Source organism: Allokutzneria albata (assembly GCF_900103775.1).
Classification (GTDB): Bacteria; Actinomycetota; Actinomycetes; order Mycobacteriales; family Pseudonocardiaceae; genus Allokutzneria; species Allokutzneria albata.
On record NZ_LT629701.1, the window covers coordinates 6,778,396 to 6,801,746 of the forward strand.

Consider the following 23,351-nt stretch of genomic DNA (forward strand, 5'->3'; position numbering starts at 1 on the left):
GTCAGCCTACGGGCGCGACGCCCTCCTGCGCCGCAACCGCACCGCCGCGTGCCTGGAACACCTGCTGGACGAAGCCGGCCAAGCACTCGTAGGCCTCGTCGGTTGCGCCCCGCAGTTCGAGCTTGCTGCCGTCGACGAGGTCGAGCACCACCCGGCCACCGCCGCTGAGGAAGCTCTTGTTGCTGCCGCCGACGATCTGCCCGGCGTCGATCCACCTCGCGTTGGGCAGCGCGCGGTTCTCCGACGCGGACGCCTCGACCAGCGGGCCGAGCCGTTTGCGGCGGATGCCCGCGCCCATGCCGATCCGGTCACCGGACTGCTCCTTGAGCACGGTCCCGAACGGCAGCCGGAACAGCAGCAGGCCCGTGTCGTAGACCAGCAGGTCGTGCCAGGTGTTGCGGCCGACGGTCACCTGCGTGCCGAAGACGGCGGTCAGCTGCGGCTCATCGGTGATCTGCGGGTCCTCCTCGCTCGGCCAGCGCACGTAGCCCAGCGGCACGCCGAGCTGGACCAGCCGGTCCCACAGCTCGCGGACCTTGGCCGGGTCGTGCGCGGCCGGGGCGACCAGCTGCTCGGCGTCGAGCTCGGAACCGTCGTCGAGCAGGCGCACGACCCAGCCGCCGCCCCAGTTCAGCTCGTGCCGGATCCGGCCCTCGGCGGCCAGCGCGGCCACCACCACGTCGGCCAGCAGCTCCGTGGCGACGGACCTGGCCGCCCTCGGCAGCTCCTCGAACGGGATGGTGGGCTTCAGCAGCGGTTTGACCAGCTGTTCGACCTGGCCGCGGCCCAGGGCCTGGAGGATGTCGCCGAGCATGCCGCGCGGGGCGACCTGGCTGTCCGCGGCGGCCTTGGCCAGCATGCTCGCGCCGCGCTCCGCCGAGCGCACCCCGGCCAGCCGGACGATCTCCGCCCACTGCGCGCGCGGCCCGAGGCCCTCCTTGAGCAGCGAGCCCTCCACGGCGGGAACGCTGCGCTGCGGGTCGTGCAGCAGCGACCACGCGGGCCTGGTGTCCCCGGGGGCGGGCCGGTCGGCCTGGCCCGCGATCACCGCGATGCGCTGGCGGATCGGCGGGTGGCTGTCGAACAGCGAGGTGGACTCGGCGTCCAGCAGCTGCTCCTCGGCCTGCTCCACCCATTCCTTCTGGTTGGGGTGCAACAGGAACGCGCGGTAGCCCAGTAGCAGGTCGGGCGTGCGCCCGGCCATCCCGGCGAGCGGGAGGTAGCGGCTGGAGTAGGCGTCCCAGGTGTGGCTGAGCGTGGGCAGCTTGCGCAGCGCGGCGATCGCGACGGCCTGGCCGGAGGTGCGCACCATGGCCTGGTCGGCCTCCAGCTCCTGCTGCCGGTTGGCCGAGCTGGCGACGAGCATGTAGAGCTTCGCGTAGTTGTTGAGCAGGAACCTGGCCGGTCCGCCGTCCAGCCGCGCGACGGTCCGCTGGAGCGTCTCGGTACCGCGGTAGGTGATCGCCAGCAGCCGGGTGTGGCCGCCGCTGTAGTGACCGAGCTCATGCGCGAGCACCGCGCGCAGCTCGTCCACGCTCATGCCGGCGAGCAGCGGGAGGCCGATCATCATGTACCGCTTGCCCGCGCGCAGGCCGAGCATCCTGGAGTCCTCGGAGACCGCCGCGTTGACGTCGGGAATGAGGATGATCTCGTCCGGGGCGCGGGTCTGCACCTGGGCGGCGAGCTCGTCGACGCACGCCCACAGACCGGGCTGCTCCTGCCTGCTCAGCCGGGGGCCCGCCGGCGGCTCCACCCGCGTGCGCAAAGCGCTGACCAGCGCGATTCCAAAGGTGATCAGCACGCCGATGCTGATCACGAACAGGTAGGCGGCCGCCCGCCCGCTCGCCGTGGTGGCGAGCACGATGCCGCCGACGCCGATCCCGATCACCAGGAACGGGAACGCGATCAGCAGCACGACGGCGACGAAGGCCCGGAAAGATCCTCGCACGGTGTTTCCTCCGCAGTGGTGGTTCCGCCCACCCCCAGGTTGTGAGCAGCGCGAGAGTCTGCGGTGCCGCGGCGAGAAGTGCAAGTCCCCGCCGTTCTGGCCAAAACGCCAGTTCAGATGGCCTGAAGATCAACGCGTGAGGAGCACCGTGACCTCGGTGCCTTCGACGAGTTCGGTGTCGTTCTCGTCGATTTCCATCAGACAGTTCGAAGTCGTCAGCGCGGACAGCAGGTGCGAGCCCGGTCCGCCGACCACCGAGACGGTGCCCGCGTCCGCGTCGTGGAAACCGCGCCGGTACTGCCGCTTGCCCGGTGCGGAGCGCAGCGCCTCGGTCAGCCGGGCCCGCCTGGCCGGTCTCTCCGGGCTCGCGTCCCCGGCCGCCGCCCGCAGCGCGGGGCGGACGAACACCTCGAAGGACACCAGCGAGCTGACCGGGTTGCCGGGCAACGTGATCACCGGGACGCCCCGGTACACCCCGGCGCCCTGCGGCATGCCCGGCTGCATCGCGACCTTGACGAACTCCACGCCCTGACCCGAGAAAGCGTCCTTGACCACCTCGTACGCGCCCGCGCTCACCCCGCCCGAGGTCAACACCAGGTCCACAGTGGACAGATGAGGGGTGAGCGCGGCGTGGAACTCCTCGACGTCGTCCGGGACGAACCGGAGCAGCTCGGCGGAGCATCCCGCCTGTTCGACCGCCGCGGCCAGCATCACCCCGTTGGACTCGTAGATCTGCCCGTGCAGCAAGGGTTTCCCGGGTTCGACCAGCTCGGAGCCGGTGGACAGGACCAGCACCCGCGGCGGCCGGTGCACCGGCAGCTCACCCGCGCCGACCGCGGCGGCCAGGCCCAGTTCCGCGGCGCCGAGCCGCGTCCCCGCGCCGAGCACCCTGGCCCCCGCGCGCACGTCCTCGCCCGCCCGCCTGATGTGCGCCCCGGGCTCCTTCGGCTGGTGCACCGCGACCCGCTCGACGCCTCCGTCGGTGAACTCCACCTGCACGATCGCGTCCGCGCCGGGAGGAACGGGAGCGCCGGTCATGATCCGGTGCGCCGTGCCGGGGCGCAGCGCGGGGGAGTCCGTGCGCCCGGCGGGAACGTCCTCGGCCACCGGCAGCACCACGGGCGACTCCGGGCTCGCGTCCGCGACGTCGTCCGCGAGCACCGCGTACCCGTCCATCGCCGAGTTGTCGAACGGCGGCAAGCTGATCCGCGCGTGCAGGTCCTCGGCGAGCACCAGGCCCAGGCAGGCGGCGAGCGGCCGGGACTCGACCGGGGTCCTGCTGAGCAGCGCGGCGACGGCGGCGCGGTGCTCGGCGACGGGGCGCAACGACGGCAATGCTCGGACCCGCAAGCGGTCCTTCGGTGGCATGTTCGGCACCTTTCCATCCTGCCGTGTCAAACTGCTCGACGCGCTGATGCCGGGGGTCGTCTTCGTACGGAGGTCTTCATGCAGGTCCGGACCAGGCACACGCCGAACTTCGGAGTGGCCAGGCTGATCCTCGCCCCGGGGGAGCCCGTGCGCTCCGAACCGGACGCGATGGTCGCGACCAGCTACGGCGTCGTCGTGGAACAACGGGCCTCCGGCGCGCTGAAGGCGCTGACCAAGGCGGGCTGGGGCGCTGACCCGCTGCCCGCGGCCACCTACACCGCGCCCCCGCAGGGCGGCTGGGTCGACGTCGCCCCGCACCTGCCCGGCGACCTGCACGTGGTGGAGCTGAACGGGGGCATCAAGGGCGGCTGGTGCCTCGCCCGCTCGCGCTGGCTTGCCTCCGCGGCAACGGTCACGCTGGACAACGTGTGGCCGGGCTTCCGCTCGCTGTTCGGAGCGGACAGCGGTTTCCTCGTGCACGCCGAGGGACAGGGCTCCCTGGTGCTGTCCTGCTTCGGCGCGCTCGACGTGATCTCGTTGCAGGCCGGTGAGTTGGTGACCGTCGACTCTGGACACCTCGTCGGTTACTCCGAGGGGGTGCAGGCCCGGTTGCGCGCTTTGGCGCAGGGCGGGCCGCAGTCGATCAAAACCGGTGAGGGTCTGGTGTTCGACTTCGCCGGTCCCGGCGAAGTGCTGGCACAGACCAGAAATCCCAGGACACTCGCCTCCTCGCTGCACTCCTCGGGTGGCGGAAGTCGCTTGTAGCAAAGGAATCCACTCGTCGCCAGTGCCGAATTGGTAGAGGACTTCCGCGCCGTGCTCGGGTAGCGTTGACCGAGCTTCATCGGATGCGCCAAGGAGGATCGGTGGCAGTCGGCACGGTCAAGTGGTTCAACTCGGAAAAGGGCTACGGCTTCATCGCCACCGACGGCGGGCCCGACGTCTTCGTGCACTACTCCGCCATCGAGATGGACGGGTTCCGCACGCTCGCCGAGGGGGAGCGGGTGGAGTTCGAGGTGCAGGACGGCCGCGACGGCCGCAAGCAGGCGGCCTCGGTCCGCAAGGCGTAGGGCCGGGAGGTTCCGGCACTTTTCACCCCGACATTCGGGGGTTACTCCCTCCTGCCGGCACGACAAGCCCTAAGCTGCTCGTTTGTGTCGGAGGACCTCACCGGACGCCGTCTTGGTCATTACCGCATCGACGGCGTGATCGGCCAAGGCGGTATGAGTGTCATGTACCGCGCCACCGACGTCCGGCTGGGCAGGAAGGTCGCGCTCAAGGTGATCGCCGATCACCTGACGGTCGACGCCGAGTTCCGCGAACGGTTCGTCGACGAGGCGCGCAACACCTCGGCGATCGACCACTCGCACGTGGTGCCGCTCTACGACTTCGGCGAGGTCGACGGGCTGCTCTACATCGCGATGCGGTTCGTCGACGGATCGGACCTGGCCAGCCTGATCAAGGACGGCCCGATCTCCCCCGAGCGCACGCTGCGGCTGATCGGCCAGGTGGCCGACGCGCTGGACATGTTGCACGGCAGGGGGCTGGTCCACCTGGACATCAAGCCCGCCAACATGCTGGTGACCCAGCAGGAGTCGGCCAACGAGCACGTCTACCTGGCCGACTTCGGGCTCACCCGGCGCGGCGCCACCGGCCACCGGACCAGGGGCGGGGACTTCCTCGGGTCCCCGACCTACGCCGCTCCCGAGCACCTGCGCGGCGAGCCGGTCGACCCGCGCACGGACGCGTACTCGCTGGCCTGCGTGCTCTTCGCCTGCCTCACCGGGCGCCCGCCGTTCCAGGGCAAGGTGCCCGACGTCATCCAGGGACACCTCGGCAAGGAGGCGCCCGCGGTCAGCTCGCTGGTGCAGCTGCCGCCCGCCATCGACGAGGTGATCCGCAGGGGCATGGCCAAGGAGCCGGCCAAGCGCTACGCGAACTGCCGTGAACTGGTGGCCGCGGCGACCAAGGCGCTGGCGGGCGTGCCGCAGCCGAGCGCCCCGCCCGCGTACCGCCCGCCGCCGCAGAAGGCCCCCGCGCCCCAGCCCCAGCAGTCGCACCAGCCCGCGCCGCAGGGCCTGATCAACAGGCCGCCGATGCCGCCGCACCAGCAGTCCTACCCGCAGTCGCAGCAGCACCAGCCCCCTCGGCCCGCGCCGCAGCCGGGCTACCAGCAGCCGCCGGCCAGCGGTGAGCCGATGCGGCTGCGCCCGCCGATGCCCGCGGGGACGACCGCCTTCGCCAAGGACAGCGGCTCCGGCCTCGCCCGCTGGGTGATCCCGGTGCTCGCCGTCGTCGCCGTCGCCGTGGTCGTGCTCGTGGTGGTGCTGATCGTCAACGGCGGCGGCGGTGGTGAGAACCCGGACAACCCGCTCCAGCCGTCGCCGACGGTCTCCAAGGGCCTGCCGACGAAGGTGCCCACGGTCACGCGCTAGCTTGCACTCGACCCCGTCGAGTGCTAAACCTGCATTAGCACTCGCTACCGGTGAGTGCTAAGAGGTCGGGACGGTGAGTCCGGGAAGAACCGGGCGTCCGTCGCGGGCACCGAGCCTGGCCGAGCATCGTGTCATCCATGCACCGGAGGACTACGCCGCAATGGCCAAGATGATCGCGTTTGACGAGGAAGCCCGTCGCGGTCTCGAGCGGGGCATGAACACCCTCGCCGACGCCGTCAAGGTGACGCTGGGCCCGAAGGGCCGCAACGTCGTTCTGGAGAAGAAGTGGGGCGCTCCCACGATCACCAACGACGGCGTCTCCATCGCCAAGGAGATCGAGCTGGAGGACCCGTGGGAGAAGATCGGGGCCGAGCTCGTCAAGGAAGTTGCCAAGAAGACCGATGATGTCGCGGGTGATGGCACCACCACCGCGACCGTGCTGGCGCAGGCGCTGGTGCGGGAGGGTCTGCGCAACGTCGCGGCTGGTGCGAACCCGATCGCGCTCAAGCGTGGTATCGAGAAGGCGACCGAGGCGGTTGCCGAGCAGTTGTTGAAGAACGCCAAGGAGGTCGAGACCAAGGAGCAGATCGCTGCCACGGCCTCGATCTCGGCTGCTGACTCCACGATCGGTGAGTTGATCGCCGAGGCGATGGACAAGGTCGGCAAGGAAGGTGTCATCACCGTCGAGGAGAGCAACACCCTGGGTCTTGAGCTGGAGCTCACCGAGGGCATGCGCTTCGACAAGGGCTACACCTCGGGCTACTTCGTGACCGACTCCGAGCGCATGGAGGCCGTTCTCGAGGACCCCTACATCCTGCTGTACGGCTCGAAGATCTCCTCGGTCAAGGACCTGCTCCCGCTGCTGGAGAAGGTCATGCAGACCGGCAAGCCGCTGGTGATCATCTCCGAGGACGTCGAGGGCGAGGCCCTGGCGACCCTGGTGGTCAACAAGATCCGCGGCACCTTCAAGTCCGTCGCCGTCAAGGCCCCGGGCTTCGGTGACCGCCGCAAGGCGATGCTGCAGGACATGGCGATCCTGACCGGTGGTCAGGTCATCTCCGAGGACGTCGGCCTCAAGCTGGACAGCGCCGACATCTCCCTGCTCGGCTCCGCGCGCAAGGTCGTCATCACCAAGGACGAGACCACCATCGTGGAGGGCGCCGGCGACGCCGAGGCCATCCAGGGCCGGGTGAACCAGATCCGCGCCGAGATCGAGAAGTCGGACTCCGACTACGACCGCGAGAAGCTGCAGGAGCGCCTGGCCAAGCTGGCCGGTGGCGTCGCCGTCATCAAGGCGGGCGCGGCCACCGAGGTCGAGCTCAAGGAGCGCAAGCACCGCATCGAGGACGCGGTGCGCAACGCCAAGGCCGCCGTCGAGGAGGGCATCGTCGCCGGTGGTGGCGTCGGTCTGCTCCAGGCCGCGACCGAGGCGTTCAGCAGCCTGAGCCTGACCGGCGACGAGGCCACCGGTGCCAACATCGTCAAGGTCGCGGTCGAGGCCCCGCTGAAGCAGATCGCGGTCAACGCCGGCCTCGAGGGCGGCGTCGTCGTGGAGAAGGTCAAGGGCCTCAAGTCCGGCGAGGGCCTGGACGCCTCCAGCAACGAGTACAAGGACCTGGTCGCCGCGGGCATCATCGACCCGGCCAAGGTCACCCGCTCCGCGCTGCAGAACGCCGCGTCCATCGCTGGTCTGTTCCTGACCACCGAGGCCGTCGTCGCCGAGAAGCCGGAGAAGGCGGGCGCTGCCCCGGCCGCTCCGGACGCCGGCGGCATGGACTTCTGATCCGTCCCCCAGCACCACCGCAACACCGAGAAGGGGCCCGGTCCACCAGGACCGGGCCCCTTCTGTTTTCCCGCCCCGCGCTGCACCGCATGCAGCTCCATCCGGCCCCGCTCGCCAACCGCGCCCGCGGCCGCGCGGTTGGCCGACCACGGAAATGGCTCGACTGGCCCTGCCGGAACAAAGGTCTAGACCACTAGGGTGACCGCATGCTGGAAGTCATCGCGCTGGACCCGACGGACGCCGAGGCCGCCCAAGCCGGCGGCGCAGACCGGCTCGAACTCGTCTCCGAGATGGCGGCGGGCGGGCTCACCCCCTCCGTCGAGGTGACCAGGGCGGTGCTGGCCGCGACCACGCTGCCGGTCCGCGTCATGCTCCGCGACCGGGACGGCTACCTCCCGGCGGACCTCGGGGCGCTGCGCAAGAGCGCGGCCGAACTGCGCGCCGCCGGGGCCACGGAGTTCGTGCTCGGCTTCCTCCGGCAGGACGGCAACATCGACCTCGACGCCTGCCGCGACCTGCTCACCGAGTTGGACGGCTGCCGCTGGACCTTCCACCGCGCGTTGGACAACTCCGCCGATCCGCTGCTCTCGTGGGCGGAGGTGGAGAACCTCGGCGCGGACACGGTGCTCGCCTCCGGCTCGCCGAGCGGAGTGGAGCAGGGCATGCCGGTGCTGCGCGAACTCGCTCTCCGCCAGGAACCGTTGCGGTTGCTCGTCGGCGGTGGGCTGAAGCGGGAGCACGTCGCCCCGCTCGGTGCCGCCGGGGTGCGCGCGTTCCACGTCGGCAGCGCTGTCCGGCCCCAGGGCTGGGCCGGCGCTGTTGACGCGAACTCGGTTCGCGAATGGGCACAGTTGTGTCACGGTGAGGCGCGCACCACGGTCTGACCAGCGCTTTCGTTCATCGAGGGGCACCTTCTCGCGGGGAAGGTGCCCCTCGCCGTCTCTTGTCGCCATGGTTCAGACCACTTAGCATCCGATCCATTGCCCATTGTGAAACAGTAGTTGCGTCACATGCAACGGAGGTCGTAACATGAGGCTGAGGCGGCTACTCGTGATCGGCGCGCTCGGCACCCTCGCGCTCTCGGGCTGTGCTCCGGTGCAGTCGACCTCGCAGTCCAGCGGCACCGACGAGAAGTCCGGCACGCTGCGCGTCTGGCTGTTCGACGAGGTCAACCGCGCCCCCAAGGAAGCCGTGGTCGCCGAGGCGGTCAAGGAGTTCGAGGCGCGCAACTCACGAGTCAAGGTCGACGTCCAGTACATCCAGATCGCCTCGCGGGCCGAGCGCTTCAAGGCCGCGTTCAGCGATGCCAAGAGCGCGCCGGACGTGGCCGAGTTCGGCAACACCGACCTCGCGGGCTACGTGGCATCGGGCGGCTTCACCGATCTGACCGCCGACGTCGCCGCGTGGCCCGAGGGCAAGGACCTCAACCCCTCGGTGCTGGAGACCGGCAAGGTGGACGGCAAGGTCTACGGCGTGCCGTGGTTCGTCGGCCTGCGCGCGCTGTACTACCGCACCGACGTGTTCGCCGAGCTGGGCGTGCAGCCGCCGAAGACCATCGAGGAGATCGCCCCGCTCGCGCGCAGGATCAGGCAGGCCAAGCCGGACCTCTACGGCATCTCGGTCGGCGGCAAGTACACCTACGCCATGCTGCCCTTCGTCTGGGCGGCCGGAGGGGACATCGCCAAGCAGGACAACGGCAAGTGGTCCTCCACTGTGGACAGTGCGCAGAGCAGGGCCGGGCTCGCCCGCTACACCGAGCTGCTCAAGGACGACATCTGCCCGCCCGCGCAGTGCGCGCAGAACGGCGGCGACGCCAGCGTGCAGCAGTTCGTCTCCGGCAAGGCGGCGATGACCATCGGCGGGAACTTCAACCGGCAGGCCGTGGAAGCCGGTGCGGCGAAGGGCAAGTACGCCGTGGTTCCGTTGCCCGGCGACGCCGAAGGCTCCGTCGCCCCGGCGTTCGCCGGCGGCAACCTGCTCGGTGTGCTCAAGTCCACGCCGCGGCGCACCCTGGCCAAGGAGTTCATGCAGCTGCTGGGCGGCAAGCAGTACCAGGAGAAGCTCTACCGGGCCATGGGCAACCTGCCGACCTTCTCCGACCTCCAGCGCACGCTCGGCGCCAACGACCCGTTCGTGAAGCCGTTCATCACCACCTCGGAGGCCGGCACCAGGTTCGTCCCGGCGACCCCGGCCTGGGCGAAGATCGACGCGCAGGCGGTGCTGCCGAACATGATCCAGCAGGTGATCACCGGCGCGCGGCCGATCGGCCAGGCCACCTCCGCGGCGGCACAGCTGATGAACTCGGCGTTCACCTCCTAGGCGGCCCTGGTGACACAACAGGTCATGGTGGCCGAGCCGGTGCACGAAGTGCTGGCCCGGCAAGGAAAACGACGCGGTGACGGCTGGGCTGCCGCCAGGTACCTCGCGCCGACCCTGCTGATCCTGGTCGGCCTGCTCGGATATCCGCTCTACCAGCTCGTCCTGATCTCGCTCTACGACTACGGCCAGGAGCAGGCCAGCGGCGGGGCACCTCTGGAGTTCCTCGGTCTCGGCAACTACCGGAAGCTCTTCGGTGATCCGCAGTTCTGGACCGTGCTCACGCAGACCGTGGGGTTCGCCGCGGTCTGCGTGATCGGCACGCTGTTCGTCGGGGGAGCGCTGGCGATGCTCGCGTCGCGGGTGCGCACGGTGCCGAGGATGATCCTGTTCCTGGCCGCGCTCGGCGCGTGGGCGACTCCGGCGGTCGCGGGCTCGACGGTCTGGATGTTCCTCTTCGACACCGACTTCGGTCTGGTCAACGAAGTCCTGGTCGGCCTCGGGTTCGACGGCATGGCCAACCACTCGTGGACCTACGACAAGTTCGTCGCCTTCGGACTCGTTGCCGCACAGGTGATCTGGTGCTCGTTCCCGTTCGTGATGGTCACGCTGTACGCGGGCATCATCGCGATCCCCAAGGAGATCCTGGAGGCCGCCGCACTCGACGGCGCTTCGACCGTGCGCACGCTGCGGACGGTGATCCTGCCTTTGCTGCGCCCGTTGCTGGTGATCGTGACCATTCAGTCGATCATCTGGGACTTCAAGCTCTTCACCCAGATCTACGTGATGACCGGCGGTGGCGGCGTCGCGGGCAACAACCTGGTGCTCAACGTCTACGCCTACCAGAAGGCGTTCGCCGCGTCGGAGTACGGCATGGGGTCGGCGATCGGCGTCGTGATGACGGTACTGCTGCTCTTGGTCACCGCCGGGTACTTGCGGGCACTGCGCCGGTCGGGGGAGCCGCTGTGAAACGTCCACACAGGACGATCGCCGAGATCGTCACCGTGCTGATCGCGGCCGTGGTCGCGTTCCCGCTGTACTGGATGGTGCTGACCGCGCTCAAGCCGGAAGGCGAAGTGCTCTCCAGCGCGCCCCGGCCGTGGACGCTCGCGCCGACGCTGGACAGCTTCCGCCGCGTGCTCGACGTGCAGAACTTCGGGCGGTACTTCCTCAACAGCGTCGTGGTCGCGCTGGTCGTGGTGTTCTTCGCGCTGCTGTGCGCCTTCCTCGCCGCGATCGCGTTGACCAGGTTCCGCTTCCGGGGCCGCACCGTGCTGCTCGTGATGCTCCTCGTCGCGCAGATGGCCCCGGTCGAGGCGTTGACCATCCCGCTGTTCTTCGTGATGCGGTCGGTCGGGGACGTGGCTCCGGTGTTCGGGTTGAACCACCTCGGATCGCTCGTGCTGGTGCACCTGGCGTTCGGCCTGCCGTTCGCGATCTGGATGCTGCGCGGGTTCGTCGCCGCGGTGCCGGTGGAGCTGGAGGAGGCTGCCACCCTCGACGGCGCCAGCCGGTTCCGGTTCACCTGGCAGGTGCTGTTCCCCTTGGTGGCGCCGGGCCTGGTCGCCACGAGCGTGCTGTCGTTCATCCACGCGTGGAACGACTTCCTCTTCGCCAAGACCTTCATCATCTCGGCGTCGGAGCAGCAGACCCTGCCGCTGGGCGTCCTGGCGTTCTTCAAGCCCGACCAGAACGACTGGGGCGCCATCATGGCGGGCTCCACCCTGATGACGATCCCGGTGCTGATCTTCTTCGTGTTCGTGCAACGACGATTGGTCTCGGGCCTCGCCGGGGCCGTGAAGGGGTGAGCGTTGTTGTCACCGTTCGACATCCTGCTGCCGCGCCCGGTCGAGGCCGTCGCAACCCAGGGGGTTTTCCCGCTCGACCGGGCGACGGCGCTGACCGGCTCGCTGCCCGCGGTGGAGTGGCTGCGCACCGAACTCCGCGCCGCCACCGGCCTTGCGCTGACCGAGTCCGGCTCCGCCGTGATCACGTTCTCGCTGGACGCCTCGATTCCCGCCGAGGGCTACCGCCTGGAGATCACGCCGACCGCGGTTCGGGTGGGTGCCGGTGACGAGGCCGGGGCCTTCTACGCCGCACAGAGCCTGCGCCAGCTCCTCGGCCCGGCTGCCTTCCGCCGCTCTCCTATCCACAGTGGACAGTGGACGTTGCCGTGCGGCACGGTGCTCGACCGCCCGCGCTTCGGCTGGCGCGGCTGTCTGCTCGACGTCGCCAGGCACTTCCTGCCGAAGTCCGACGTGTTCCGGTTCCTCGACCTGATGGCCGCGCACAAGCTCAACGTGCTGCACCTGCACCTGACCGACGACCAGGGCTGGCGCATGGAGATCGAGCGCTACCCCAGGCTCACCTCCGTCGGTGCCTGGCGCGAGCGGTCCACCGTCGGCCACGGCAGTGTCGGCGCGCTCGACGACCGTCCGCACGGCGGCTACTACACGAAGGACGACCTGCGCGAGATCGTCGCCTACGCGGGTGCGCGGGGGATCACCGTCGTGCCGGAGATCGACGTTCCCGGGCACACCCAGGCGGCCATCGCCGCGTACCCGGAGCTCGGCAACACCGATGCGGAGCTGGGGGTGTGGACCGGCTGGGGCATCAATCCCAATGTGATCAACGTGTCCGACGAGACCGTGAAGTTCTTCCGCGCGGTGTTCGACGAGGTCGTCGAGGTCTTCCCCGCGGAGGTCATCTGCGTCGGCGGCGACGAGGTTCCACTCGTCCAGTGGCGCGAGAGCCCGCAGGCGCAGGCGCGGATGGCCGAACAGGGCCTGACGACCGAGGCGCAGCTGCACGGCTGGTTCATCAGGCAGATGGCCGTGCACCTCGCCGACCGCGGCAGGCGGATCATCGGCTGGGACGAGATCGCCGAGGTCGGCGACCTGCCCCCGGGCGCGATCGTGGCGTCGTGGCGCGGCGAACAGGCCGGAGTGGACGCGGCCCGCGCGGGTCACCAGGTCGTCATGTGCCCCGAACAGCACGTCTACCTGGATCACCGGCAGGCCGATCACCCCGATGAGCCGATCCCGGTCGGCTACCTGCGGACCCTCGCCGACGTCTACGCCTACGAGCCGGTTCCCGCGGGCCTGGGCGCGGAGGCGGTGACCCAGGTCCTCGGCGCACAGGCACAGCTGTGGACCGAGCACCTGGACACGCCGAGGCGGTTGGACTACGCCGCCTTCCCGCGCCTGTCGGCGTTCGCGGAGGTGGTCTGGAGCCCGGCGGAACGCGACCCCGAGGCGTTCCTGCGCAGGCTCACCGACCACCACCTGCCCAGGCTGGACGCGCTGGGCGTGGAGTACCGGCCGCTGGTGGGCCCGCACCCGTGGCAGACCCGCCCGGGCGTGCCGGGACTGCCGAGGTAGGTGCGGACCCTCCGGCGAGGGCGCCGGGGGCTGCCACCCCCGGCTCAACGCCGAGACCGAGGAACACAGGCGCTAACGGGCGTCCGCGGTCCCGGCGTCGAGTTCGTGAGCTGTTCAGACGTCCTCGGGCATGAGAATCCAGCAGACGAGGTAGAGCACCGCGCCCGTGCCGAAGCCGAGCAGGGTCGCCGCGACGAGCAGGATGCGCAGGAGCGCGGCATCCACGTTGAGGACCCGGGCGACGCCCCCGCACACACCGGCGACCATCCGGTCGGTACGGCTGCGGCGGAACCGGCGGACCGAGCTCCCGGACTGGGTGGTGGTGTCGGTGTCGAACATGACTCCACTGTCGCCGGAACACGCGCCGGGGACATCGGGGTGCCCCCGGAAACCAACCCGGAGCGGCCCCTGAGCGTCCTGTAGGCAATGCCCAGGACATCCAGGGGGATCCAGACTCCCCGCATCGCCGCGGCCGCGCTGTGCGTGGCCGCGTTCGCGGCGTGCTCTCCGGAGCCGACCCCGCCGCCAGCACCCTCGTCCGCCCCGTCCGGTTCCGGGAGCGGAACGCCGTCGTCATCGCGGTCGGGCTCCTCGTTCACGGTGGCCGCGACCGGGGACGTGCTCATCCACCCCGAGCTGACCACCCAGGCCACCGAGGACGGCAAGGGCCGCCGTGACTACGGCCCCCTGCTGGCGGGCGTGAAGCGGGCGATCTCCGGGGCCGACCTGGCGATCTGCCACCTGGAGGTGCCGATCGCCCCTGCGGCCGGACCGTTCAAGGGCTATCCGAACTTCAGCGCGCCGCCCGAGGTCACCAAGGGGCTCGCCGACACCGGCTACGACGCCTGTTCAACGGCCTCGAACCACACCATCGACCAGGGCGCCGCCGGGGTGACCCGCACGCTGGACGCGCTGGACGCGGCGGGCATCGCGCACACCGGCTCCGCCCGATCGGCGGCCGAGGCGGCCAAGCCCAGGGTGCTCGACGTGAACGGCGTGAAGGTCGGCCACGTGTCGTTCACCTTCGGCTTCAACGGCATCCCGGTGCCCGCGGACAAGCCGTGGCTGTCCAACAAGCTCGACGCCAACGCGGTGCTGACCGCCGCCCGTGCCGCGAAGGCCGCGGGTGCCGAGGTCGTCCTCGCCAGCCTGCACTGGGGAACGGAGTTCAAGCACGAGCCGACGTCGGAGCAGAAGCAGCTCGCCCGCAAGATCCTCGGTGATCCAGCCGTGGATCTGATCATCGGGCACCACGCGCACGTCGTGCAGCCGTTCGAGAAGATCGGCGACAAGTGGGTGGCTTACGGCCTCGGCAACCACATCGCCAAGCACGCGGAACCGCGTGGTGTCAGCGAGGAAGGCGCCATCGCCCGGTTCACCTTCGTCCGCGAGGGAACGAAGTGGAAGGTCGGGACCGCCGAGTTCCTGCCGACGCTGGTCGAGCTCGGTCCGCCGATCCGTTTGCTGGACCTCACCACGACACCCGCGTCACCGCGGAACAAGGAAGCCGTCTCCCGCACCGAACGCGTCGTCCGGAGCCTGGGCGCGAACGAGGAGATCCTGACCCGCCCAGGAAGCTGACCAAGATCCGCTCTCGCGATCTCGTTATTCGGTTGTGGGGCAAGGCAATATCGACCACCTCCCGGTCTCGCTGCTATCTCCAGCCTGACCGGGAGGCCGCAGCTCGACAAGCTGCCCCCGGTGATCTGTGGACAACTCCCGCAGATGTGGATGAATCAGCCGCACCAGGTCCCTTTTGCCGCTTCACTGTCAGTTCCGTGTGAGACAATGGAAAGTAGGGGAGGGGGCTTTACCCACCCAGAGGTATGCGCCTCGGCCAGGGCTTCTCCTCAGGCTGAGGTCTTCGGGCTGAAGCGGTTGACGAAGGCGTCCGTGAATCCGGCGGTGCGGGGCTTCTTCGATGCCGCGGGCCCTTCTGGCAGAGGTCGGCAGCCTTGAAGCAGTCCTTCTTGACTTCTCTGTTGATCGGCGAGCGAGCAGCACAGAAGAAAGGCACACGTTCGGCTGAGAAGGTGTGAGAAGTCAGCCCAGCAACGCGGTGACGCGGTCCAGACGGGAAAGCCACCGGCGCTCGGTTTCCGGATCGGCGCGCACCCCGTCCAGGAGCGTGGGTTCGGCGGGACGCGACGGCACCGGCAGGAAACCAGCGGAAGGGCGCAGGGAGGAATCGGTGACGTCCGCTGTGAAAAGCGAGATCGTCCCGAGCCCGCAAGCGAAATCCAGTGACGGAAGAGCGGCGGCCAAGGCGATCTGGCCGGCCAGCCCGACGCTGGACTCCAACGCGGAGGACACCACGCACGGCAGCCCGCACGCCTCGGCGACCTCAAGGGCGCGCCGAGCGCCACCGAGCGGGGTCGCCTTCAGCACCGCCACATCGGCGGCACCCGTGACCGCGACCTTCATCGGATCGGAAGCGCGCCTGATCGACTCGTCGGCGGCGATGCGAACGTCCACCCGCTTCCGCACCGCGGCGAGCTCCGGCAAGCTCCGACAGGGCTGCTCCACGTACTCCAGGCCGCCCGCGGCGCGGTCCAGGGCGCGGATCGCGGTCACCGCCTCATCGACCGACCACACCGCGTTGGCGTCGACGCGGATCGCCCCCGACGGCCCGAGTGCCGAGCGCACGGCGGCAACCCGATCACAATCGTCCACAATGGACTGACCGGGGTCGGCGACCTTCACCTTCGCGGTGGAACAACCGGAAGCCGCGGCGATCTCGAAAGCGCGCTCGGCGGACACCGCGGGAACGGTGCAGTTGACCGGGATCCGCGAACGCACGGGAGCGGGCCAGGATCCCGAACACGACTCGACGGCGGCGGCGAGCCAGGGGACTGACTCCTCATCGGAGTAGTCCTCGAACGCGCAGAACTCCCCGAAACCCGACGCGCCCTCCAGGAGCACGCCGTGCCGCACCGTGATGCCGCGAAAGCGGTTGCGCAGCGGCAGCGCGTACACGCCGACAACGGAGAACGACATGCCTCAGCCGATTTCGGGGAGCGCGGGACCGAGCAGGTCGTCGGCGTCCACGATCCGGTAGGCGTAGCCCTGTTCGGCGAGGAACCGCTGCCGGTGCGCCGCGTACTCGGTGTCCAAAGTGTCCCGCGAAACCACTGAGTAGAAGTGCGCCTGGCGGCCGTCTCCCTTGGGGCGCAACAACCTTCCGAGCCGCTGCGCCTCTTCCTGGCGGGAGCCGAACGTGCCGGAGACCTGCACGGCGATCGACGCCTCGGGCAGGTCGATCGAGAAGTTCGCGACCTTGGACACGACGAGGGTGCTGATCTCCCCGCGCCGGAACGCGTCGAAGAGCTGCTCGCGCTCCTTGTTCTTGGTCGAGCCCTGGATCACCGGCGCGTTCAGCGTCTCCCCGAGCGTCTCCAGCTGGTCGAGGTACGCGCCGATGACGAGCGTCGGTTCCCCCGGGTGGCGGTCCAGGATCGCCTGCACCACAGGCAGTTTCGTGCGTGCGGTGGAGCAGAGCTTGTACCGGTCCTCGGCCTCGGCGGTCGCGTACTCCAGCCGCTCGTTCTCCGTCAGGGTGACCCGCACCTCGACGCAGTCGGCGGGCGCGATCCACCCCTGCGCCTCGATGTCCTTCCACGGCGCGTCGTAGCGCTTCGGCCCGATCAGCGAGAACACGTCGCCCTCGCGGCCGTCCTCGCGGACCAGGGTCGCGGTCAGGCCGAGCCGCCGCCGGGACTGGAGGTCGGCGGTCATCCGGAAGACCGGCGCGGGCAGCAGGTGCACCTCGTCGTAGACCACCAGGCCCCAGTCACGGGAGTCGAACAGCTCCAGGTGCTTGTACTCGCCCTTGGTCTTGCGGGTGATCACCTGGTAGGTCGCGATGGTGACCGGGCGGATCTCCTTGCGCTCGCCGGAGTACTCGCCGATCTCCTCCTCGGTCAGCGAGGTCCGCGCGATCAGCTCCCGCTTCCACTGCCTGCCCGCCACGGTGTTGGTGACCAGGATCAGCGTGGTCGCCTGCGCCTCGGCCATCGCGGCCGCGCCGACCATCGTCTTGCCCGCGCCGCACGGCAGCACGATCACCCCGGAGCCGCCCGCCCAGAACGCCTGCGCCGCCATCCGCTGGTAGTCGCGCAGCGCCCATCCGTTCTCCTCCAAGGAGATCGGGTGCGCCTCGCCGTCCACGTAGCCGGCGAGGTCCTCCGCGGGCCAGCCGATCTTGAGCAGCATCTGCTTGAGCCGCCCGCGTTCGCTGGGGTGCACGACCACCGTGTCGTCGTCGATGCGCGCGCCGAGCATGGGCGCGACCTTCTTGTTGCGCAGCACCTCTTCGAGCACCGCGCGGTCCAGCGAGTGCATCGTCAGCCCGTGCGCGGGGTGGTTCATCAGCTGCAGCCGCCCGAACCGGCCCATCGTGTCGACGATGTCGACCAGCAGCGGTTGCGGCACGGAGTACCTGGAGTAGCGGACGAGCGCGTCCACGACCTGCTCGGCGTCGTGGCCCGCCGCGCGTGCGTTCCACAGCGCCAGCGGCGTGACGCGGTAGGTGTGCACGTGCTCGGGCGCGCGTTCCAACTCGGCGAAGGGCGCGATGGCGATGCGCGCGTCCCCCGCGGCCGGGTGGTCGACCTCGAGCAACAGGGTCTTGTCGGACTGGACGATGAGTGGTCCGTCAGTCACAGTTCGTGCACTCCTCGCGTTCGCACTCCGATCCCCCAGTGTTGCACCGTAGAAACAAGCCGCGACACGCGCGCTGTATTCCTCCCTGTGCCTGGTCACCCGACAGGGCTACATTGTTCACCCGCTGTCACAGAGGTCACGGGGACGAAAGAGGACTGACGGTGACAACCCCACCGCACCAGCCCGACCACCAGGGCCGCCTGGGCTACGCCCAGCTCGGGACGCCCGCCTTCGCCCCGGCGAGCCCGGAACACGAGGGGAAGCCGCACTTCATCACCCCGCAGCCGAAACCGAAGAAGAACCAGGCGCGGTTCACCGTCCCGCTCGTGGTGATCGCGCTCGTCCTCGCCGGCTACTTCCTGCTCCGGGGTGACGCGCAGAAGGTCGATGCGGGCGAGTGCATCGCGTTGGCCGGGGGCGGCTCCGATCCCACCGTGTCCATCGTGACCTGCGAAGACGCCCGTGCCACGTACAAGGTGGCGAAGAAGCTCGACGACAGCGAAGGCGCCTGCCCGCACGGCGACTACATCGAGTACTGGGAGCGCACCCGTCGCACCGGCGGCCTCAAGCTGTGCCTGATGGCGAACGCGCGGGAAGGCGACTGCTTCGTGGTCACCGGCTCCGGGCAGGACACCGACCTGGTCAGATCACCCTGTTCGCAGGGAGGCGCCATCCGCGTCGTGAAGGTCCACGACGGCGTGTCGGACGGGAAGCTGTGCGGCAACCCGGACGCGGCGTGGACCTACAGCGAGCCTCCCGCCACCTACTGCCTCGGCAAGCCGGACGCCGCCGCGTAGCCCTCCCGACTACCCCGATCGTCGGTAATCCCTGGTGGTGGGCCTCACAGTGTGCTGAGATCCGAAGCCATGTCACGTCGCGCCCTGCTCGTCGGGGCTCTCGCCACAGCCGCGGTACTGGTCGCCGGATGCACCTCGGGTGCGGGCGGCACTTCCGGCGCTCCCATCACGGGACTGCGCATCATGGCCCCCGCGAAGCCGGGCGGTGGTTGGCACCAGACGGCGCAGAGCCTGCAGGACGTGCTGCAGCGCGACCGGCTCGCCGCGTCCCCGGTCCAGGTCTACAACGTCGAGGGCGCGGGCGGCGTCAACGGCCTCAACCAGCTGGCAGGCGAGAAGGACGACAAGGTCCTGATGGTGATGGGCCAGGTCATGGTCGGCGGCATCATCAACGCGAACGCGCAGCGGACCCTGAAGGACACCACCCCGATCGCGCGGCTGCTCGGCGAGAGCCTGGTGCTCGTGGTCCCCGAGTCCGCGCCCTACCGCAACCTGGAGCAGTTCCTCTCCGCGTGGCGCGCCGACCCCAAGGGCACCGTGATCACCGGCGGGTCCGCGGGCGGGGCCGACCAGATCCTGGCCGGGCTGATCGCCGACCGCGTCGGCATCGACCCGGCGCAGCTGAACTACGTGCCCAACAGCGGCGGCGGCGAGTCCATCCCGAAGCTGCTCTCCGGCGAGGTCAAGGCCGGTATCTCCGGCGTCGGCGAGTACAAGGACCTGATCAGGTCCGGCAAGCTGCGCGCCATCGCCGTCTCCGGGCAGAAGCGCTCCAACCTGATCCCCGAGGTCAAGACGCTGACCGAGCAGGGCATCGCGCTGAGCTACCTGAACTGGCGCGGCGTCGTCGCCCGGCCGGGTCTGTCCGACGGGGTGAAGCAGCAGTACATCGACATGATCAGGAAGATGCGGGACAGCCCGACCTGGCAGCAGGTCCTCAAGAGCAACGACTGGGAGGACTCGTTCATCACCGGTGACGAGTTCGCCAAGTTCATCGAGCAGGAGGACGGCACGGTGCGCAAGGCCCTCAAGGAGATCGGCGCCGTGAAGTGAGCTCCCCGGCCAGGTCCCGGCCGAGCGGGGAGCTGCTGCTGGTCGCCCTGCTCGCCGGGCTGGGCGCGTACACGCTCGCCACCACCCCGTCGATCATGGTGCCGCCGATGGCGGAGAACGCCGGGCCGCGGCTGTTCCCCTACCTGATCGGCGGGCTGCTGGTCGGGGTCGCCGTGCTGCTGGGCGTGCAGGTCCTGCGCGGCCGGTCCGCCCCGCCCGAGGAGGGCGAGGACGTCGACCCGGACGGTCGCACCGACTGGCGCGCGGTGGTGCTGCTGATCGTGCTGTTCACCGCGCACGCCGTGCTCATCGAGCCGATCGGCTGGCCGCTCGCCGCGGCACTGCTGTTCTCCGGGGTCGCGGTGGTGCTCGGCGCGCGGACCTGGTGGCTGATCGTGGTGAGTGCGCTCGTGCTCGCGGTCGGCCTGTGGGCGGTCTTCGTGTTCGGGCTCGGCGCCTACCTGCCCGGCGGACCGTTGCAGGGGCTGGTGCATGGCTTCGCTTGATCTCCTCCTCGACGGCTTCGCCAGCGCGCTGAGCGTCCAGAACCTTCTCTTCGCGTTCCTCGGCGTGCTGCTGGGCACGCTGGTCGGAGTGCTGCCGGGGATCGGTCCCGCCATGACGGTGGCGCTGCTGCTGCCGATCACGTTCACCGTGCCGCCCGCCGCTGCGTTGATCATGTTCGCGGGGATCTACTACGGCGGCATGTACGGCGGCTCGACCACCTCGATCCTGCTCAACACGCCCGGTGAGTCGGCGTCGATCGTGACCGCGCTCGAAGGCAACAAGATGGCCAAGGCGGGCCGTGGCGCGCAGGCCCTCGCGACCGCGGCGCTCGGCTCGTTCGTCGCGGGCACCATCGGCACGCTGCTGCTGTCGCTGGTCGCGGTCCCGGTCGCGACCTGGGCGACCTCGCTGACCTCGGCGGACTACTTCGCGCTGACCGCGCTGGCGTTCTGCACGGTCGCGGCGATGCTGGGCAACTCACCGCTGCGCGGGGTGGCCTCGCTCTCGGTCGGCCTCTACCTGGGGCTGGTCGGCATCGACAAGCTCACCGGGCAGTCGCGCTTCGCGATGGGCATCGACGAGCTCAACCGCGGCATCCCGGTGGTGATCGCCGCGGTCGGACTCTTCGCGGTGGGGGAGTCGATCTACGTGGCCTCGCGGCTGCGGCACGGGCCGGTGCACGTCATCCCGGTGAGCCGGGTCTGGGGTCTGCCGAAGGCGGACCTGAAGCGCTCGTGGAAGCCGTGGCTGCGGGGCACCTTGATCGGTTTCCCGATCGGCGCCGTCCCCGCGGGTGGTGCCGACGTGACGACCTTCCTGTCGTACGCGACGGAGAAGAAGCTGGCGGGCAAGCGCGGCACCGAGTTCGGCAAGGGCGCCATCGAGGGCGTCGCCGGGCCCGAGGCCGCCAACAACGCCGCGGCGGCGGGGGTGCTCGTTCCGCTGCTCACGCTCGGCCTGCCCACGTCGGCGACGGCCGCGGTGATGCTCGCCGCGTTCACCAGCTACGGCATCCAGCCGGGACCGCTGCTGTTCGACACCAAGCCCGAGCTGGTCTGGGCGCTGATCGCCTCGCTCTACCTGGGCAACGTGCTGCTGCTGGTGCTGAACCTGCCGCTGGCCGGGATGTGGGTGAAGCTGCTGCGCGTCCCGCGCCCCTACCTCTACGGCGGCATCCTGCTGTGCGCCTCGCTCGGCGCGTTCGCCGCGAGCCAGTCCGTCGCGGGCCTGCTCGTGCTCGTGGTGATCGGCGCGCTGGGATTCGCCATGCGGCGCTACGGGTGGCCGATCGCGCCCGCGGTGCTGGGGCTGATCCTCGGTCCGGTCGCCGAGGAGAACCTGCGCAAGGCCCTGCAGATCAGCCAGGGCGACGCGGGCGTCCTGCTGACGAGCACGTTCTCCAAGGTCATGTTCGCGCTCGCGCTGCTCGCGATCTTTCTTCCGCTGATTCTGCGCCGGAGAACGCGAAGCTATTAGCAATATTGATTTCTGGATCCGCCGAATATTCACTCCCGATGTGCGTTGGCCGGGTGCTCTGTGCTGGGATGCGGCGAGCCGGTGCCGAACTTTCTCAATTCGTTGTGAAAAGTTCACATCCGCGCAAGATCACGTACCAGCTAAGGAAGTCGCCCGTGACACGTCGCCGCCAGTTCCTTGCCGCACCCCTACTCCTCACCGCCAGCCTCATCGCGGGCTGCACCAGCTCCTCCGCCTCCGGGGAGGACTCCATCGACGGCCTGCGGATCATGGTCCCGGCCAAACCGGGCGGTGGCTGGCACCAGACCGCGCAGGCCCTGCAGGACGTGCTCCAGCGAGAAAAACTCGCGTCCGGCGTCCAGGTTTTCAATCTGGAGGGACCCGGCGGCATCGCCGGGCTGAACAAGCTCGTCGGCGAGAAGGACGACGACCTGCTCATGCAGATGGGCAAGGTCATGGTCGCGGGCATCATCAACAACAAGTCCGAGAAGACGCTCAAGGACACCACCCCGATCGCCCGCCTCACCGGGGAGAGCCTGGCGCTGGTGGTGCCCGCCGGGACCCCCTACCGCAACCTCGAGCAGTTCCTCACCGCCTGGCGCGGCGACCCCAGGGGCACCGTGATCACCGGTGGCTACGTCGCCGACGTCGACCACATCCTGGCCGGGCTGATCGCCGACCGCGTCGGCATCGACCCCGCGCAGCTGACCTACCTGCCCAACGCGGGTGGCGGCGAGTCGGTGGCCCGGCTGCTCTCCGGCGAGGCCAAGGCGGGCATCTCGGGCATCAGCGAGTACGCCGAGCACATCAAGGCGGGCAAGCTGCGGGCGATCGCCGTGTCCGGCGCCCAGCGGTCCAGGCTGCTGCCCGAGGTCAAGACGCTGACCGAACAGGGCATGGGGCTGACCTACCTGAACTGGCGCGGTGTGGTCGCCCGCCCCGGCCTGAGCGAGCAGGCCAAGCAGCGGCTGGTCAACGCGGTGACGAAGATGCACGCCTCGCCCGCGTGGAAGCAGACCCTGAAGGCCAAGGACTGGGACGACGCGTTCCTCACCGGCCCCGAGTTCGACAGCTACATCGAGACCGAGGATGCTGCCGCGAGGAAGGTGCTCGGAGAGATCGGTCTGGTGAAGTAGGTGCCCAAGACGCGCCTCAGCGGCGAGCTGGTGCTCGTCGCGCTGCTCGCGGCAGCGGGCGGCTACGTCCTCGTGCAGACCCCGGCCATCGTGGTGCCGCCGAGCGCCGCGACGGCCGGGCCGCGCTTGTTCCCGTACCTGGTCGGCTGCCTGTTGGTGCTGATCGCGGTCCTGCTCGCGGTGCAGGTCCTGCGCGGCAGGGCGGCCCCGCCCGAGGAGGGCGAGGACGTCGACACCGGTCGCAGGACCGACTGGCGGGCGATGCTCGTGGTGATCGTGCTCTTCGCCGCGCACGCGCTGCTGATCGAGCCGATCGGCTGGCCGCTCGCGGCGACGGTGCTCTTCGCCGGTACCGCGGCCGTGCTCGGCGCCCGCCGCTGGCCGGTCATCCTGGTCAGCTCGTTCGCGCTGGCCCTCGGGCTGTGGGCGGTCTTCGTGTTCGGCCTCGGCGCCTACCTGCCCGGCGGGCCCTTCCAGATGTGGACGTGAC

At 69.8% G+C, this 23,351-nt stretch carries 21 protein-coding genes; 16 read left to right on the forward strand and 5 right to left on the reverse strand.

Annotated features, from left to right (window positions below):
- Position 1: 1 nt before the first annotated feature.
- Positions 2–1,948: a M48 family metallopeptidase gene (locus BLT28_RS30920; protein ID WP_052408048.1), complete on the reverse strand. Its 1,947-nt coding sequence runs from the start codon at positions 1,946–1,948 to the stop codon at positions 2–4.
- A 129-nt stretch (positions 1,949–2,077) separates the two neighbouring features.
- Positions 2,078–3,316: a molybdopterin molybdotransferase MoeA gene (gene moeA / locus BLT28_RS30925; protein WP_052408050.1), complete on the reverse strand. Its 1,239-nt coding sequence runs from the start codon at positions 3,314–3,316 to the stop codon at positions 2,078–2,080.
- 78 nt (positions 3,317–3,394) lie between these two features.
- Between moeA and BLT28_RS30930 the strand changes: the two genes are divergently transcribed.
- The 9 genes from BLT28_RS30930 (at position 3,395) to BLT28_RS30970 (ending at position 13,230) form a co-directional block, all read left to right on the forward strand.
- A complete protein-coding gene (locus BLT28_RS30930) occupies positions 3,395–4,081 on the forward strand; it encodes a TIGR00266 family protein (RefSeq protein ID WP_030432833.1) in 687 nt (228 codons plus the stop codon).
- A gap of 101 nt (positions 4,082–4,182) precedes the next feature.
- A complete protein-coding gene (locus tag BLT28_RS30935; protein ID WP_030432834.1) occupies positions 4,183–4,386 on the forward strand; it encodes a cold-shock protein in 204 nt (67 codons plus the stop codon).
- Between the two features lie 84 nt (positions 4,387–4,470).
- Complete coding sequence (locus tag BLT28_RS30940; protein ID WP_030432835.1) at positions 4,471–5,751, forward strand: serine/threonine-protein kinase; 1,281 nt, start codon at positions 4,471–4,473, stop codon at positions 5,749–5,751.
- Between the two features lie 160 nt (positions 5,752–5,911).
- On the forward strand, positions 5,912–7,534 hold the full coding sequence (groL, locus tag BLT28_RS30945; RefSeq protein WP_083383797.1) for a chaperonin GroEL: 1,623 nt from the start codon (positions 5,912–5,914) through the stop codon (positions 7,532–7,534).
- A 206-nt stretch (positions 7,535–7,740) separates the two neighbouring features.
- The gene (locus tag BLT28_RS30950) at positions 7,741–8,418 is read left to right on the forward strand and encodes a copper homeostasis protein CutC (RefSeq protein ID WP_030433713.1); all 678 of its coding nucleotides are present in this window, start codon (positions 7,741–7,743) and stop codon (positions 8,416–8,418) included.
- Positions 8,419–8,563: 145 nt separating this feature from the next.
- Entirely contained in the window at positions 8,564–9,853 is a 1,290-nt protein-coding gene (locus BLT28_RS30955; RefSeq protein ID WP_030433712.1) for an extracellular solute-binding protein, read from the forward strand.
- Positions 9,854–9,877: 24 nt separating this feature from the next.
- Positions 9,878–10,819, forward strand: a complete 942-nt coding sequence (locus BLT28_RS30960; protein WP_030433711.1) for a carbohydrate ABC transporter permease — start codon at positions 9,878–9,880, stop codon at positions 10,817–10,819.
- Positions 10,816–11,658, forward strand: coding sequence for a carbohydrate ABC transporter permease (locus BLT28_RS30965; protein ID WP_030433710.1), 843 nt, complete (start codon positions 10,816–10,818; stop codon positions 11,656–11,658). Before BLT28_RS30960 ends, BLT28_RS30965 begins: the two co-directional genes overlap by 4 nt.
- A gap of 6 nt (positions 11,659–11,664) precedes the next feature.
- Entirely contained in the window at positions 11,665–13,230 is a 1,566-nt protein-coding gene (locus BLT28_RS30970) for a beta-N-acetylhexosaminidase (protein ID WP_172806581.1), read from the forward strand.
- Between the two features lie 114 nt (positions 13,231–13,344).
- On the opposite strand, the gene BLT28_RS30975 is transcribed toward BLT28_RS30970, so the two are convergent.
- On the reverse strand, positions 13,345–13,569 hold the full coding sequence (locus tag BLT28_RS30975) for a PspC domain-containing protein (protein ID WP_030433708.1): 225 nt from the start codon (positions 13,567–13,569) through the stop codon (positions 13,345–13,347).
- 87 nt (positions 13,570–13,656) lie between these two features.
- Here BLT28_RS30975 and BLT28_RS30980 point away from each other — a divergent pair, with 87 nt between their 5' ends.
- A complete protein-coding gene (locus BLT28_RS30980) occupies positions 13,657–14,811 on the forward strand; it encodes a CapA family protein (RefSeq protein ID WP_030433707.1) in 1,155 nt (384 codons plus the stop codon).
- A gap of 462 nt (positions 14,812–15,273) precedes the next feature.
- Here the strand turns inward: BLT28_RS30980 and BLT28_RS30985 are convergent, their stop codons facing one another.
- Complete coding sequence (locus BLT28_RS30985) at positions 15,274–16,227, reverse strand: o-succinylbenzoate synthase (protein WP_030433706.1); 954 nt, start codon at positions 16,225–16,227, stop codon at positions 15,274–15,276.
- Positions 16,228–16,230: 3 nt separating this feature from the next.
- Complete coding sequence (locus tag BLT28_RS30990; protein ID WP_030433705.1) at positions 16,231–17,892, reverse strand: DNA repair helicase XPB; 1,662 nt, start codon at positions 17,890–17,892, stop codon at positions 16,231–16,233.
- A 161-nt stretch (positions 17,893–18,053) separates the two neighbouring features.
- Here BLT28_RS30990 and BLT28_RS30995 point away from each other — a divergent pair, with 161 nt between their 5' ends.
- The 6 genes from BLT28_RS30995 to BLT28_RS31020 all read left to right on the forward strand — a co-directional run bounded on the left by BLT28_RS30995 (position 18,054) and on the right by BLT28_RS31020 (position 23,350).
- Complete coding sequence (locus BLT28_RS30995; protein ID WP_052408249.1) at positions 18,054–18,689, forward strand: LppU/SCO3897 family protein; 636 nt, start codon at positions 18,054–18,056, stop codon at positions 18,687–18,689.
- A gap of 69 nt (positions 18,690–18,758) precedes the next feature.
- On the forward strand, positions 18,759–19,742 hold the full coding sequence (locus tag BLT28_RS31000) for a Bug family tripartite tricarboxylate transporter substrate binding protein (RefSeq protein ID WP_043814341.1): 984 nt from the start codon (positions 18,759–18,761) through the stop codon (positions 19,740–19,742).
- Positions 19,739–20,248 (forward strand): tripartite tricarboxylate transporter TctB family protein, encoded by a 510-nt coding sequence (locus tag BLT28_RS31005; protein ID WP_043814339.1) that lies wholly within the window; start codon positions 19,739–19,741, stop codon positions 20,246–20,248. The genes BLT28_RS31000 and BLT28_RS31005 overlap by 4 nt, the downstream gene beginning before the upstream one ends.
- Entirely contained in the window at positions 20,235–21,725 is a 1,491-nt protein-coding gene (locus tag BLT28_RS31010) for a tripartite tricarboxylate transporter permease (RefSeq protein ID WP_030433701.1), read from the forward strand. Before BLT28_RS31005 ends, BLT28_RS31010 begins: the two co-directional genes overlap by 14 nt.
- Positions 21,726–21,880: 155 nt before the next feature.
- Positions 21,881–22,861, forward strand: a complete 981-nt coding sequence (locus BLT28_RS31015) for a Bug family tripartite tricarboxylate transporter substrate binding protein (RefSeq protein ID WP_030433700.1) — start codon at positions 21,881–21,883, stop codon at positions 22,859–22,861.
- A complete protein-coding gene (locus BLT28_RS31020) occupies positions 22,862–23,350 on the forward strand; it encodes a tripartite tricarboxylate transporter TctB family protein (protein ID WP_030433699.1) in 489 nt (162 codons plus the stop codon). It abuts the gene before it with no gap.
- The last annotated feature ends 1 nt before the right edge of the window (position 23,351 follow it).

Coding starts and splice junctions, on each gene's coding strand:
- BLT28_RS30975 (WP_030433708.1), bottom strand. CDS start 13,569: ATGTTCGACACCGACACCACCACCCAGTCCGGGAGCTCGGTCCGCCGG.
- BLT28_RS30930 (WP_030432833.1), top strand. CDS start 3,395: ATGCAGGTCCGGACCAGGCACACGCCGAACTTCGGAGTGGCCAGGCTG.
- BLT28_RS31000 (WP_043814341.1), top strand. CDS start 18,759: ATGTCACGTCGCGCCCTGCTCGTCGGGGCTCTCGCCACAGCCGCGGTA.
- BLT28_RS30960 (WP_030433711.1), top strand. CDS start 9,878: ATGGTGGCCGAGCCGGTGCACGAAGTGCTGGCCCGGCAAGGAAAACGA.
- BLT28_RS31010 (WP_030433701.1), top strand. CDS start 20,235: ATGGCTTCGCTTGATCTCCTCCTCGACGGCTTCGCCAGCGCGCTGAGC.
- BLT28_RS30950 (WP_030433713.1), top strand. CDS start 7,741: ATGCTGGAAGTCATCGCGCTGGACCCGACGGACGCCGAGGCCGCCCAA.
- groL (WP_083383797.1), top strand. CDS start 5,912: ATGGCCAAGATGATCGCGTTTGACGAGGAAGCCCGTCGCGGTCTCGAG.
- BLT28_RS30985 (WP_030433706.1), bottom strand. CDS start 16,227: ATGTCGTTCTCCGTTGTCGGCGTGTACGCGCTGCCGCTGCGCAACCGC.
- BLT28_RS30955 (WP_030433712.1), top strand. CDS start 8,564: ATGAGGCTGAGGCGGCTACTCGTGATCGGCGCGCTCGGCACCCTCGCG.
- BLT28_RS30980 (WP_030433707.1), top strand. CDS start 13,657: ATGCCCAGGACATCCAGGGGGATCCAGACTCCCCGCATCGCCGCGGCC.
- moeA (WP_052408050.1), bottom strand. CDS start 3,316: ATGCCACCGAAGGACCGCTTGCGGGTCCGAGCATTGCCGTCGTTGCGC.